The following is a 12,903-nucleotide window of genomic DNA, read 5'->3' as shown; positions in this document are numbered from 1 at the left end:
AAGCCCCGACCTATTCAGGCCAGGGCTTTCCTCTGTGGGAGCCGGGCTTGCCCGCGATGACGTCAGCCCGCGCACCACACGACTTCTTTATTGCTCAACATTCCCAGGCGACTCCAACACCTTCACCACATCATCAATCACCGCCTTGCTCATCTCCTGCAAATAATGCGACGCCCAGGCATAACGGTCCGTGTCCTGCGTCACTGCCGCATCTTCTGCAAGCAGCTTGGCGAGGTGGAGCAGGTCGGAAGCGTGATGCAAGGCTTCATGCAGGGAGACACCGCTGTTGACGCGGAACAGAGGTTGGTCGGAGTGAAAGGAAAAGGGGGTGACGCCGAGGGTGGTTAACGCAGATGCATTTGTAACGTCATTGGTAGAACTCCCTATCAAAGTGAGAGCTACCACGTTCGTCATTTGAACGAATGCGTGGCGCTAAGGCGCCTGCATCAAGTCGGGTTCTCAGGCCCGGTCGCCAAATCGCAGCGACGGGAACGAGATTAGCGTGGTGGGGCGTGGGGAGCAATCGGGAAAATAGATCTGTTGTGTTTCGAGTCCTACCTGAGCGGTGGGTACTGGTTGCTGATGCTAAGTAGGCGGCTCATGCAATTACCCTGTTTTACAATCTTGGCGCCGGTTACGGTAAAGCACGCCTGATATCAGAGTATGAGGCAAGACCTACCAGTAGGCTGGTTTTACGGCCGGTTTTTTTCGTGTAGGTACTCGGGAGGGGAGCTGATGATCCGCGAGTTCAACTTCGGTTACCACATGACGCATCCAATTCGCATACTGCTTAAGAGAGCCCGGTACCGTGCGCTGTACGCCTTCGCGGTGTGGAAGGATGACTCCTATGCGCAGATCCGCAAAGTCTTCCCGGATCGCTTTTAAGGCTGGCGTCATATCGGTATCGCCCGATACCAAGACGATTTGCTGCGTTCGCTGTTCAGGCGGTAGGAATGATTCACGAGCTGCGAGACGGTACATGCTTATAGCAATATGAACATCCGTTTCCTTCTCCTCTAATTTCCAAACCTCGACTTGATCGGCTCTGGAGGCAGGCGTGTCCTTGTTGACAAAGCGTGGGGCTTTGCCGGATTCAAGCTGATGGCGTCCGTAGAATACCTTTACGTCACGCGCTATCAGGGCACGTAAATACGCGTCCTGGGCTTCTTTGGATTTGATGCCGCGACTGGCAAGGGATGGCTTGACGCCGGAGGTGAAGAAGCTGATGGCGCTGACGAAGCTGTCTGGACATTCGACGCGAACGATATGGGATAGGAGGGACGGGAGGTCAAGCCATTTGTACGGAGTGCCAGCCAGCAGGCCGTAAAACAGGTTGTAACCGTCTACAAAGCAGGCTGTACGCAAAACTCAGTCCCCAGAAACGAAAAAACCGGCACAGGGCCGGTTTCTTCACCCCAACTGCCAGAGAACTTAATCGCTGCGTACGGGGCTGAGTAGTGAGCCCATATTCCACTATTTGTTGAATAGATTCAATCGGGTTGATCATTTTTTTGATCGCCCGGAGTCACTGCATGCTACCTGCGTCATCTGCTGAAAATGCAGAGCAGATCGTCTTCACAGCGTCACAGGTCTCCAACAGAAATCACGAACTACGATGACATTGTTGCCATAAATGATGTGCAGATCGTTTCTCTTAAGCTGTTTCTGGATATTTTCCATCACGACTTCGGCCAGGCGTTCTCGTTCGCAAACCTGGTAGAACTGATCCCATTTCAGAGTCATGCACTCATTCCCATTTTTTCGCATAATCTCGTTGAGTTCTGCTGCAATGCTCTGGGCTGTCTTCGCCATGATAATCCTACAGGTCTTAGTTTCTGAGAGTTGCAGGATTCTTATACGGGTCTTGCGATATGTCAATGTGAATCTTAAAAAGTCCTTAAAATTGTCTTAGGGCGGACTAAAAAACTTGCTTGAAACCTGTAAAAAACCTCATTAACGAGGCCTTGGAAAGGTGCCAAGGGCATGGTCCTGGTGATGGCACTACCGCGGGACTGGCGGCTCTTTACGACCGAGAGCCTGGGCATCTCATGATCTGGTCTCCTGAGCACTTCCGAGAAAGTGGACGGGTGGTGCCTGCACTGGCTGACGAGATCAACGCCGCGAGATCCTGAGTCGAGTGAAGGCAGCTATGCGATGACCGGGGGCATGCCTGACTGTCAGTCAGGTGCAGTCCATTCCGTGGGCTACGGCACCATCCTCTGCATCGCTGTTGCTGGTGACTTCGGTATTTGTCACGCCGATTGTCACGAGGGGAAATACCGCAAAGCCTTGTACGAGTTGGGCTGCAGCAGCGGTAGGAGCGCCCGTCTCTTTCCGGAAGAAAGAGACGGGCGTAGGTTGGCGCAGTGAAATGGCCAAGCGGATAGATTGCTGCAGGGCAGCTATGAAAGGGGATGAGTTGCCGCAGTGGGCACACTGGTAAAAGTAGGCATCCATCACATTTCTGTGACCGTGCGAGCCGCCGGACGCTAATCGCACTTTGGGAGAACCACCACGGTGTGGCGTAGCCTCAAAGGCTCTGGCTACCTGGGTTGCTGTCAACGACAGCGCTTTGCCCGATCTTTTCTACGCCTGTGGATAATTCGGGTCAAGGCTCGAATTTTCGGCAGTTCTGCGGCTGTGGATGAAATTATCCACCGGTGGAAATCAGTGGTTTTCCACAGACAATTGCGCGGGCTTTAGACTTTTTAAGTGAGGTCCATCCAAGCAGGGCGGCTTTGCAGCCCTGTTTGGATGGACCCGCGTGGCAGAGCAGATTGCGAGAGTCTTACGGATGTACGCTTACTTTACTGCGGCACTTTAAAAGCCAAAGCAGTGTTAGCACCGTCGGCCAAAATAACGTGTTGAGAATGTCGTGAGCGCTTGCCTGCCAGCGCCAGTATCCGAAGCTTCCAATATCGTCTCGCCGATCTACCCACTCGCCTGCACACGCAATGATGAAAACAACCAGCCAGCCAAGGTATGGCCTGAATCGTCGGGTGCCAACGCTCAACGTCAAATAGACCACCATGCCCAAATAGATATGCAGCGCGTCTTTTGACAGTCCGGTTGCCGCCACAATGGCGAGCTTGATGCTTTGTGCGGTTGAGATATCCATATCAATTCCCCCTCTCTGCGCCAATGCCAGGCTTCGCCTTTATCCGAGTAACGTTATCTCCGATCTGGTTGGCAAATTTGTGTGGAGTAACATGCTCTTGCCGGTTGGCCTCCAGATACCGGCTCCACCAGTTCATGATCAGTCTGCGCTCCTCAATGAACTCGGCCTTGTGGAAACAGGGGTCAGACCACCATTATTGAAAACATGCTCTGACCCCTATTTTCCCTTGAAAGGGAATAAGTTGCCGCAGTGGGCACACTGGTAAAAGTAGGCATTCATCACATCGCTGTGACCGTGCGAGCCGCCGGACGCTAATCGCGCTTTGGGTGAACCACCATGGCGTGGCGTAGCCTTAAAGGTTCTGGCTACCAGGGTTGCTCTCAACGACAGCGCTTTGCCCTATCTTTTCTACGCCGGTCTGATCACTCAACCCCGCAGTTTCAGCTCCCTCACCCGTTTGATCACAAACTGTTCAAACAGAGGATGCTCAGTCACCACATCGTACATTTCATATTTTGTGAATGCCCGGATAACGGCTCCGCAGATTTCCGCCTCGTCGAGCGCTTTGTTTTTGCCGTAAGCAGCAGCAAGAATGCCGTTCATATTCTGCAAATATCCCTGCGTGTCAGTGTCATGCAGGATTTGGTTGAAGACTTCCCGCCACGGCCTTTTGTCTACTTCCCGTATGTCGCGGCCGATGAAGGTCCAGCTCATATAAAACTGGCCGTCTATTTCAAAGCTTTCGAAACGACAGTCTGTCTGAAAGGTTTCGCTGCTGACTTCGGCGTTTCGTTCTGGCGGGTACGGCGCCGTTTGGGATCTTCGCGTGCTGAGAACTCTGGATGTGCTGTCCACTTGTACGCAAATCACGGGCTGCGGGAGCGGGCGTAATATTTTATTGAATGTTGCTTCTTTGGATGCCCCAGCCTGGGTAAGGACCGAGCGGAAATAGTGCTCCACACTGGGTGCGGCTTTGTAGGCTTCAAGCAACCAGTCAGATGGCATCAACAGCTCTGCGGCGAAGCGATTGGCTTCGGTCTCCATTTGGCTGTAAGCAGCATCCACTTCCCGGATCTCCAGGTGGGAGACGATTGTGCCTGTGTGCCATGGGATAACTACGTGCCCGATTTCATGGGCCAGCGTAAATTTTCGACGGGTAGCAGGTGCGCTTGAGTTGATCAGGATGCGGGGCTTGGTTGCAGCACCAATACCAATGGTGATTCCGTCCACGCCGAACGGCAGTTCAAGGTATTCAAGCTCTCCATAGGCAGAGGCTAGCTGTTCTAGATCGTAAGGCGGTGTCAGCTTGCGGATGGCCAGGACGCGACTGGCCATTTTTTCTTCTGGGGTCACTAGATCTTGCCCACGCTGCGTAGCCAGGCTTCGACTTTGGTCGCTTCAGCGACCGATCGTGCGCGTGCAGCAATCGCAAATTTGTCTTGATCGAGTTGGTCCTTAAGAGAGGTGCCGTACTTGTGGGCAGTCAATACAAAAGGTAAGACAGACGGGGTGGTTGACCACAGTTGGTACTCTTCCCACTTCATGCCCAGGTATTCATGCAGTTGCATGTCGGCACCTTGACGGCCCTCGTGCCAGTCCTCGACGAATCGGTCGATCTCTTCTTCCAGCACATCGCCTTTAAGGCAAAGCTCTACAAAATTCATATGAACCTCTCAGTTCGGTTTGATCCTTCGTCCGCGGACGGCAGGTTTCAAAGCAAGCCCGGTTTCAGGGCAGACCGAACCCAGGTGAAAGCCACGTCGGTCGAAGACTTCAAACTCGCCGTGAAGCGAATCCCATGAGTAGTATCGTTGCTCTACGGCATCAAAGTAATACTTACGGCCACCCTCTACATACGCGACTCTGAAACCGCTGACAATAGAAGGATCAGGCCTAGGTTTGCCGCCCATCCAAGGTTCCCTTAATCCTGAAAACTGGTCCCGGCGTTTTCGCCAAGGAGGGGCCGGACTATACCGTAGCTGGATTGGCATGGGCCGCAGGCTGGAGTGCGGATTCGTTTCAAGAAATCGCAAACTGCATATGAGGGAGCCTGGGATCTCCAGAACGAAAAAACCCGCCAGAAGGCGGGTTTTTCGGGGGTTCCAGAGATTTTGAAAGCCTTCTCTGGAACCTTGTATGGTGCCGGCACCAGGAGTCGAACCCGGGACCTACTGATTACAAGTCAGTTGCTCTACCAACTGAGCTATACCGGCGTGTTAGGGCGACGATTATAGCGATTGGAAAGCTTCTGTAAACCCCTGAATTCTGACTATTTTTGCAGAAGGAGAGGTTTTCTTCGAATGGCGGGTTTTCCTCGTCCCTCAAGCGTCAATTCCCATCCCCGCAATCCACGGTGAATTTCATCTATTCCATCACCCTGCCTCTGCTCTTTGGAACCGAGGTAGGTCATATATGCGTGCATTCACCACGCCGCAGCCTGGCTGTCTCGCGAAGCTTTCCGGCTGCTGAAAGGCCCAAAAAAAACATCGCACAAATTACGCTTTATACGCTTACCCCAAATGCTTATGCACAATCGGCAGGTAGATAACGTGATGAAGCAGCCGTTTTGTGACAGCGTTCTATACGCGCCGCAACTGCCTGTTTTGCGTGCGTTTTATTTTGTGAACAAAAAATGACCAGGGTCGATTTTGGCCTGTAACGCAGATAGATACTGGCTCGGTAAAGATTTCATCAACAGAGTTATCCACAGGGGCGTGTGGGAAATTTCGCCCCTTAATCGCGCTCGGCCAGCACCATCAAGTTGCGCGGCGTCAGCGCTGTTTCACAGAAGCTGCCGACCTCGACGTTGTAACCTCGCTCTTGCAGGAACAATGCTCGATCGAGCACCAGCCACATTTCCAGCGGGCGTCGAAACAGGCCTCTTACCAGCTCCAGGTTTCGCACCTCGGCCAGGCGGTGCCAGCCGTGTGCCTCCAGCGCCGTCCAATCCTGTTCGCCTGTGGATAAACCCTTTAGGTTCGCCAGTTCCTGGCAGTAGTCAGCGTAAGGTTTGTCCAGCCAACTGGCGGGCAGGGACGGCGTTGGCAGGTATTCGTCGCAACCGCGCAGCTGGCGTTGCAGTCGGTCAAAGCCCAGGCGTCGGGCCATGGACGTGTCCCGTTGCAGGCGCACGCGGTTGCCGGCGGTGACGGTTTCGCTCAGGGGCAGGCCTAAATCTTCTATGGATAGTTGCAGTCGGGATGCGCGCCCGGCAGCGGACAATGCCTGATAGCGGTCGGCGTTGATGCGGTTGTAGCAGCAGGGCGCCAGTGCCAGTTGTTTGCAGCCGGCGGCGCTGGCCAGTTGCAGCAGGCGCACGTGCAAATCGCCGCAGGCGTGCAGGGCGACTGGTGTGTGTTCGGGGTCAATCGCCATATCCGCCATGACGTTCTGCAGGCGATGGGCTGCGGGCAGGTTATGGCGGTCACTCAGGGCTTGGCCGGATGCGACCAGGGCTGGGTCGTATTCCAGGCAGGTCAACTGTTGGCCGGGTTGCAGCAGGCGGCGGCCTAGATGGCCTTTGCCGGCGCACCAGTCCAGCCAATGGGTGGGCGTTTCGGCAAAATTCAGCGCGGCGCCGAAGGCTTCGATCTGTTGCCACTTGCGTCCGGGTACGTCGACATTCAGGCGGTGGCGAGCAGGTTCGAGGGTGTGGTTGGGTAATTTATCCACAGCACTGAGGTGTAACGCTTGCGCGGCCAGCTGTGGAAAAGGTGCAGGCGCAGGCAGGTGGTGGGGGTGGTTGTGACTGGCTTCGGCTTCAGCCAGCGAGCGCTGGCGCAGCCATTGGGACAGCGCCGGGTGTTCGGTTTCCCAGGGTAAGTGCAGATGGGTAAAGGGCCGTGGTCGCCACAGCCCTTGGTGCTCGATCAGGAACCCATCCAGCGCCTTGAAGCGTGCCTCAGCGTCCTTGGCACGCATCAACGCGCAGCCATTTTTCCAGCAGTTTGAAACCACGCACGAGGATGTAGGCCATCAGCAGGTAAAACAGCCCGGCCGCGAAGAAGATCTCTACCGGCAGGTAGGTGCGGGCGATGATGGTCCGCGCCATCCCGGTCAGCTCCAGCAGGGTCACGGTACTGGCCAGGGCGCTGGCCTTGAGCATTAGGATCACTTCGTTGCTGTAGGCCGGCAGGCCGATGCGCGAGGCGCGGGGCAGGATGATGTAGAACAGCGTCTTGGGCTTGGACATGCCCAGGGCGCGCGCCGCTTCGATTTCACCTGGCGGGATGGCCTGGATAGCACCGCGCAGGATCTCGGCGATATAGGCGGCGGTGTGCAGGGTCATGGTGACGGTGGCGCACCAGAACGGGTCACGCAGGTACGGCCACATGAAGCTGTTGCGCACCGCATCGAACTGCGCCAGGCCGTAGTAGACCAGGAACAATTGCACCAGCAACGGCGTGCCACGGAAGAAGAAGATGTAGCCGTAGGGCAGGGCGCTCACGTACCAGCGGCGCGACGAGCGAGCGATGCCGAGCGGGATCGCCAGCAGCAGGCCGGCGATCACCGCGATTGCCACCAGCTCCAGGGTCAGGGTTGCGCCCTGGGCCAGTTTGGGCAGCCACTTGATGATCACGGCCCAGTTCAGGCCCAGGTCGAAGTGCGATAGCCAGCTGTAGTCGCCGCTCATTGGGTGCTCCTTGCAAAGCCGCGGGCGGCGCGTTTTTCCAGGAAGTGCATGCTGATCATCGCCAGCACGGTCAGGCCCAGGTACATGAACGCTGCGACCATGAAGAAGGTGAACGGTTGCTTGGTGACGGTCACGCCGATCTGCGCGTGGCGCATGATTTCTTCAAGGCCGATCACCGACACCAGTGCAGTGTCTTTCATCAGGATCATGAACAGGTTGCCCAGGCCCGGCAGGGCGATGCGCCACATTTGCGGCATGATCAAGCGCGTGAAAATCCGCAGTTTCGACAAGCCCAACGCCACACCGGCTTCGCGGTGGCCCTTGGGAATGGCGAGGATCGCGCCGCGGAACACTTCCGTGGCGTAGGCGCCAAAGCACAGGCCCAGGGCAATCACCCCGGCGGCAAAGGCACTCAGGGACAGGTCGGGGTTACCGAAGAACTCCCCCAGGGCACGCATCAGGTTGACCGTGCCGAAGTAAATCAGCAGCACCCACAACAGCTCGGGAATACCGCGAACGATGGTCGAATAAGCACCGCCCAGCCATTGCAGCGGCTTGTACGGCGAAGTCTTGGCCAAGGCGCCGGCAAGGCCGAGCACCAGCCCCAGGCACAGGGCCGTGAGCGCCAGTTTGACGGTCATCAGCGCGCCAGCGGCAAGCGCCGGGCCGAATCCGTAGAGATCGAAATTCATGGTGTTTTCATATCGCGGCAGGCATTGCTGAAAGCCGACGCGCTCACAGGAGCGCGCCGGGCAGGCCGTTCAGGTCATTCGATGCTGAACGGGAAGTACTTGTCGTTGATTTTCTTGTAGGTGCCGTCTGCCTTGATCTCTGCCAGGGCTTTGTTCAGGCGCTCGCGCAGCGGGTCGCCCTTGCGTACGGCGATACCGATCTTGTCGCTTTCTACCACCGGGTCGCCTTTGAATTCATAGGCCGAACCGTCTTTGCTCTTGAGCCACTCGTACTGCACGTACTTGTCGGCGAGGATGCCGTCCAGGCGACCGGAGGTCAGGTCGAGGTAGGCGTTTTCCTGGGTGTCGTAGAGCTTGGCTTCAGTGTCCGGCAGCTTGTCTTCCAGGTAGGTACCGGCCAGCGTTGCACGCTGCGCACCGATCACCTTGCCCTTCAGATAGGCGGCGTCTGTCTTGAAGTCCGCCGTGGCTTTTGGTGCGATGAATTGCAGCTTGTTGGAGTAGTACGGGTCGGTGAAGTCGACGGCCTGCTTGCGTTCATCGGTGATCGACAGCGAGGACACCAGGAAGTCGAACTTCTTGGCGTTCAGGGCCGGGATGATGCCGTCCCAGTCGGACACGTACACTTCGCACTTCTCGACTTTCATCTTGGCGCACAGGGCGTCGCCGATGTCTTTGTCAAAGCCCACCACATTGCCGCTGGCGTCTTTATTGTTGAACGGCGGGTAGGCCGCTTCGATCCCCATTTTCAAGGTTTCTGCCATGGCCGTGGCGCTGAACGCCATCGAGACGGCCGCAGCCAGAAGGAATTTTTTATAGTTCTGCATGCATGTTGCTCCGTTAGCGGTTGCTGGACATGAATTGTTTGCAGCGCGCCGAAAGCGGGTTTTCAAATACCTGCTGTGGCGATCCTTGCTCTTCTACCAGACCCTGGTGCAGGAACACCACTTCGCTGGACACCTGGCGGGCAAAGCCCATTTCATGGGTGACCAGCAGCATGGTGCGGCCTTCTTCGGCCAGTGCGCGGATCACATTAAGTACTTCCTGAACCATTTCCGGGTCAAGGGCCGAGGTGGGCTCATCGAACAGGATGACTTTAGGCTGCATGGCCAGGGTGCGTGCAATCGCCGCCCGCTGCTGCTGGCCGCCGGAGAGTTGGGCTGGGTAGGCGTGGCGCTTATCGCCGATGCCGACCTTGGCCAGCAGGGCCTCGGCCACTTCTATCGCTTCGACCTTGCTTTGGCCGAGCACGCGGCGTGGCGCCTCGATGATGTTGTCGAGGATGCTCATGTGCGGCCACAGGTTAAAGTTTTGAAACACAAAACCGATTTCGCTGCGCAGGCGGTTGATCTGCTTGCCGTCGGCGGCCATCAGCTCGCCGTTTTTCGCGGCCTTGAGCTTGAGCTCTTCACCGGCCACCAGGATCTGGCCCTGATGCGGGTTCTCCAGCAGGTTGATACAACGCAGGAAGGTGGACTTGCCGGAACCGGAAGAACCCAGGATCGAGATCACGTCGCCGTCGCGTGCGGTCAGCGAGATACCCTTGAGTACCTCCAGCTCACCATAGCGTTTATGCAAGTTGCGGATTTCAAGCGCGGGCGTGGCCTCGGCCATGTGCGGTCCTCATTGTGTTCGTTGCGTGCTTCGCTGTTGGGCCGCCTTCCTGGCGAGGCGCCAAGCTAGCATAGCGTTTGGATGACAGCCAACAGCGCTGCGGACGGTTAACCGGTGGTCTGCGGCAGGGTGTCGCATCGGCGCAGTAGCGTGTCGCGCCATCAACAACCGAACAGCCGTTTGAACCGGAAAAGCCACAGGCTTCGCGTAAAAAAGGGCGCGATGGTGCCAGCTTTGGCCGGGTGTTGGAAGGGTTAACCGGGCAAACGGTCCATATCAGCCCTTATATGGAGCGTCACGTACTTTTTGTGTGTGTTTTTGGTGCGCCTGTTCGTCTTGGATGTGGGTCGCACGGTAACGCTATAGCGGAATGCCATTGTTCTCAAAGACTTGCGATGACTGTTGAATTGTCCTACAGGCCGCGTCAATCGTGGTTTCGTAACATTTTGGCGCAAATCTTGCGTAAAAAATAAAGAACGCCCTGTTGGTTTCTTTTCACGAAAGAGGCAGCAACTGGGCGAACCGTTTTCGCAATTCCTCGCAAAGGTGTGTCAATGAGTAGTACGCAAAGCTCCAATGACCTCGAACAGGGGCTCAAACCGCGTCACGTCACCATGCTGTCAATTGCCGGCGTGATCGGTGCCGGTTTGTTTGTCGGCTCCGGCCATGCGATTGCTGCCGCTGGCCCGGCTGTGCTGTTGGCCTACGCGGCCGCCGGCACGCTGGTGGTGTTAGTGATGCGGATGCTGGCCGAGATGGCCGTTGCGTCACCGGACACGGGTTCTTTCTCAACTTATGCCGACCGCGCAATCGGCCACTGGGCCGGTTTTACCATCGGTTGGTTGTACTGGTGGTTCTGGGTACTGGTGATACCGTTGGAGGCCAACGCGGCGGCGACCATCCTGCATGCCTGGTTCCCCGATGTGGCGATCTGGGCCTTTACCCTGATCATTACGCTGCTGTTGACTGCGACCAATTTGTTCAGCGTGAAGAACTACGGTGAGTTCGAGTTCTGGTTTGCGTTGATCAAAGTCGTGGCGATCGTAGGCTTTGTGATCCTCGGCCTGGCGGCGATTTTCGGCTTCTTGCCCACCAGTCAGGTCAGCGGTGTGTCGCACCTGTTCGACACCCAGGGCTTTATGCCCAACGGCATGGGCGCGGTCTTGGCGGCGATCCTGACCACCATGTTCTCCTTCATGGGCACCGAGATCGTCACCATCGCCGCAGCGGAATCGAAGAACCCCGGCCAGCAGATCACCAAGGCCACCAACTCGGTGATCTGGCGGATTGGTTTGTTCTACCTGCTGTCGATCTTCATCGTGGTGTCCCTGGTGCCATGGAACGATCCGACCTTGGCTGCCGTAGGTTCCTATCAGACCGTGCTGGAACGCATGGGCATCCCGAATGCCAAGCTGATCGTCGATCTGGTGGTACTGGTTGCTGTAACCAGCTGCTTGAACTCGGCGCTGTATACCGCTTCGCGCATGCTGTTTTCCCTGGGGCGTCGCGGTGATGCGCCGGCTGTAGCCAAGCGCACCAACAAGAGCGGCACGCCTTACTGGGCGGTGCTGCTGTCCACCGGTGCGGCATTCCTGGCGGTGTTTGCCAACTATGTGGCGCCGGCTGCCGTGTTCGAGTTCCTGCTGGCCAGCTCCGGCGCCATCGCCTTGCTGGTGTACCTGGTGATTGCTGTGTCGCAACTGCGCATGCGTCAGAAACGTGCGGCGGCGGGTGAGAAGATCGTGTTCAAGATGTGGCTGTTCCCTGGACTGACCTACGCGGTGATGGTGTTTATCGTCGGCACCTTGACCATCATGCTGTTCCAGGAAGCGCACCGGGTCGAGATCATCGCCACCGGGATCCTGAGCTTGCTGGTAGTGCTGGCGGGGTTGTTCGTGGCGAGCCGCCGCAAGGCCCAGAAGTTAGGCGCAGCAGTGCTCAACTGACGGAATGTGATGCAAATGTGGGAGGGGGGCTTGCCCCCTCCCACATTTTGATACGCGTCAGTCTGCTGAGGTTGTCAGCGACTGAGATGCTGAGCTTGCAGGTGGTATTGGGAGTGGCGAGCCGCCGCAAGGCCCAGCAGGTAGGCGCAGCCGTGCTCAATTGACGGAATGTGATGCAAATGTGGGAGGGGGGCTTGCCCCCTCCCACATTTTGATACGTGTCAGTCTGCTGGAGTTGTCAGCGACTGAGATGCTGAGCTTGCAGGTGGTATTGGGAGTGGCGAGCTGCGGCAAGGCCCAGAAGCTAGGCGCAGCAGTGCTCAACTGACGGAATGTGGTGCAAATGTGGGAGGGGGCTTGCCCCCGATGGTGGTGTGTCAGTCACTTGGATGTTGACTGAGACTCTGCTATCGGGAGCAAGCCCCCTCCCACATTTTGATATGTGTCAGTCTGTTGAGGCTGTCAGCGCCTGGGATGCTGCTACGTAGTCTGCCTGGAACTGCGGCGATTCGATCCAAGCCAGCGCAGCGGCCTCGTCATCGCTGTCCGTCGCCCACTGCCGATATTCAATCAGCGCCGCCAGGATAAAGTCGGTCGCTTCCTCTTCGCCTTCCTGCTCCAGCACCAGCGCCAGCAGCGGGTGTGCCAGGAATACCGCGCACAGTGCTTGCTGGCTGGTCTCCCCTGCGGTGCGCATCTCGACGAACAGTTCGGTCAAGTCCACCGACTCAAGATCGATGCGGCTGTCGTCGCCTGCGAACGCATCCGGCTTGGCCGCGACGGCGCGCTGGGTGCGGTTTTGCTTGGCCTTGATCTTTGCCCGCTGGGCGCGTTTTTGCTGCTTGTTTGGCGAGGCCATGGGCTCAACGTCCTTGGGTTCTGGATCTGGGTGGGGTATTG

The 12,903-nt window shown here is 57.0% G+C and carries 14 protein-coding genes, 1 tRNA gene and 1 pseudogene; 1 reads left to right on the top strand and 15 read right to left on the bottom strand.

Annotated elements, in window-relative coordinates; translation table 11 throughout:
* Positions 1-87: 87 nt before the first annotated feature.
* The 14 genes and pseudogenes from NMB39_RS27205 to NMB39_RS27140 all read right to left on the bottom strand — a co-directional run bounded on the left by NMB39_RS27205 (position 88) and on the right by NMB39_RS27140 (position 10,057).
* The gene (locus NMB39_RS27205; RefSeq protein ID WP_494339829.1) at positions 88-414 is read right to left on the bottom strand and encodes a DUF3077 domain-containing protein; all 327 of its coding nucleotides are present in this window, start codon (positions 412-414) and stop codon (positions 88-90) included.
* Between the two features lie 261 nt (positions 415-675).
* The gene (locus NMB39_RS27200) at positions 676-1,365 is read right to left on the bottom strand and encodes an NYN domain-containing protein (protein WP_057024737.1); all 690 of its coding nucleotides are present in this window, start codon (positions 1,363-1,365) and stop codon (positions 676-678) included.
* Positions 1,366-1,575: 210 nt separating this feature from the next.
* Positions 1,576-1,812 carry a hypothetical protein gene (locus NMB39_RS27195; protein ID WP_057024736.1) on the bottom strand — a complete coding sequence of 79 codons (237 nt, stop codon included), beginning with the start codon at positions 1,810-1,812 and terminating at the stop codon, positions 1,576-1,578.
* Between the two features lie 976 nt (positions 1,813-2,788).
* A complete protein-coding gene (locus NMB39_RS27190; RefSeq protein ID WP_057024734.1) occupies positions 2,789-3,118 on the bottom strand; it encodes a hypothetical protein in 330 nt (109 codons plus the stop codon).
* 1 nt (position 3,119) lies between these two features.
* Positions 3,120-3,290: pseudogene (locus NMB39_RS27185) on the bottom strand (tyrosine-type recombinase/integrase); the annotation flags it as partial.
* 254 nt (positions 3,291-3,544) lie between these two features.
* Positions 3,545-4,453: an ImmA/IrrE family metallo-endopeptidase gene (locus tag NMB39_RS27180; RefSeq protein WP_494339830.1), complete on the bottom strand. Its 909-nt coding sequence runs from the start codon at positions 4,451-4,453 to the stop codon at positions 3,545-3,547.
* A gap of 17 nt (positions 4,454-4,470) precedes the next feature.
* A complete protein-coding gene (locus tag NMB39_RS27175) occupies positions 4,471-4,782 on the bottom strand; it encodes a hypothetical protein (protein ID WP_018606359.1) in 312 nt (103 codons plus the stop codon).
* A 9-nt stretch (positions 4,783-4,791) separates the two neighbouring features.
* The gene (locus tag NMB39_RS27170; RefSeq protein WP_018606357.1) at positions 4,792-5,028 is read right to left on the bottom strand and encodes a colicin E3/pyocin S6 family cytotoxin; all 237 of its coding nucleotides are present in this window, start codon (positions 5,026-5,028) and stop codon (positions 4,792-4,794) included.
* 227 nt (positions 5,029-5,255) lie between these two features.
* Positions 5,256-5,331, bottom strand: a tRNA-Thr gene (locus NMB39_RS27165).
* Between the two features lie 520 nt (positions 5,332-5,851).
* On the bottom strand, positions 5,852-7,039 hold the full coding sequence (locus NMB39_RS27160; protein WP_494339831.1) for a methyltransferase: 1,188 nt from the start codon (positions 7,037-7,039) through the stop codon (positions 5,852-5,854).
* Positions 7,020-7,709 (bottom strand): ABC transporter permease, encoded by a 690-nt coding sequence (locus tag NMB39_RS27155; RefSeq protein WP_046072631.1) that lies wholly within the window; start codon positions 7,707-7,709, stop codon positions 7,020-7,022. Before NMB39_RS27155 ends, NMB39_RS27160 begins: the two co-directional genes overlap by 20 nt.
* 38 nt (positions 7,710-7,747) lie before the next feature.
* Positions 7,748-8,443 (bottom strand): ABC transporter permease, encoded by a 696-nt coding sequence (locus NMB39_RS27150; protein WP_043047309.1) that lies wholly within the window; start codon positions 8,441-8,443, stop codon positions 7,748-7,750.
* Positions 8,444-8,517: 74 nt separating this feature from the next.
* On the bottom strand, positions 8,518-9,270 hold the full coding sequence (locus NMB39_RS27145) for an ABC transporter substrate-binding protein (RefSeq protein ID WP_003187758.1): 753 nt from the start codon (positions 9,268-9,270) through the stop codon (positions 8,518-8,520).
* Positions 9,271-9,283: 13 nt separating this feature from the next.
* The gene (locus NMB39_RS27140) at positions 9,284-10,057 is read right to left on the bottom strand and encodes an ABC transporter ATP-binding protein (RefSeq protein ID WP_494339832.1); all 774 of its coding nucleotides are present in this window, start codon (positions 10,055-10,057) and stop codon (positions 9,284-9,286) included.
* 554 nt (positions 10,058-10,611) lie between these two features.
* Here NMB39_RS27140 and gabP point away from each other — a divergent pair.
* Entirely contained in the window at positions 10,612-12,003 is a 1,392-nt protein-coding gene (gene gabP / locus NMB39_RS27135) for a GABA permease (RefSeq protein ID WP_046070493.1), read from the top strand.
* A 445-nt stretch (positions 12,004-12,448) separates the two neighbouring features.
* On the opposite strand, the gene NMB39_RS27130 is transcribed toward gabP, so the two are convergent.
* The gene (locus NMB39_RS27130; RefSeq protein WP_494339833.1) at positions 12,449-12,862 is read right to left on the bottom strand and encodes a hypothetical protein; all 414 of its coding nucleotides are present in this window, start codon (positions 12,860-12,862) and stop codon (positions 12,449-12,451) included.
* Positions 12,863-12,903: the final 41 nt, after the last annotated feature.

This window comes from Pseudomonas sp. FBCC-B545, from assembly GCF_059134095.1.
This window is presented reverse-complemented; position numbering and strand designations above follow the sequence as displayed.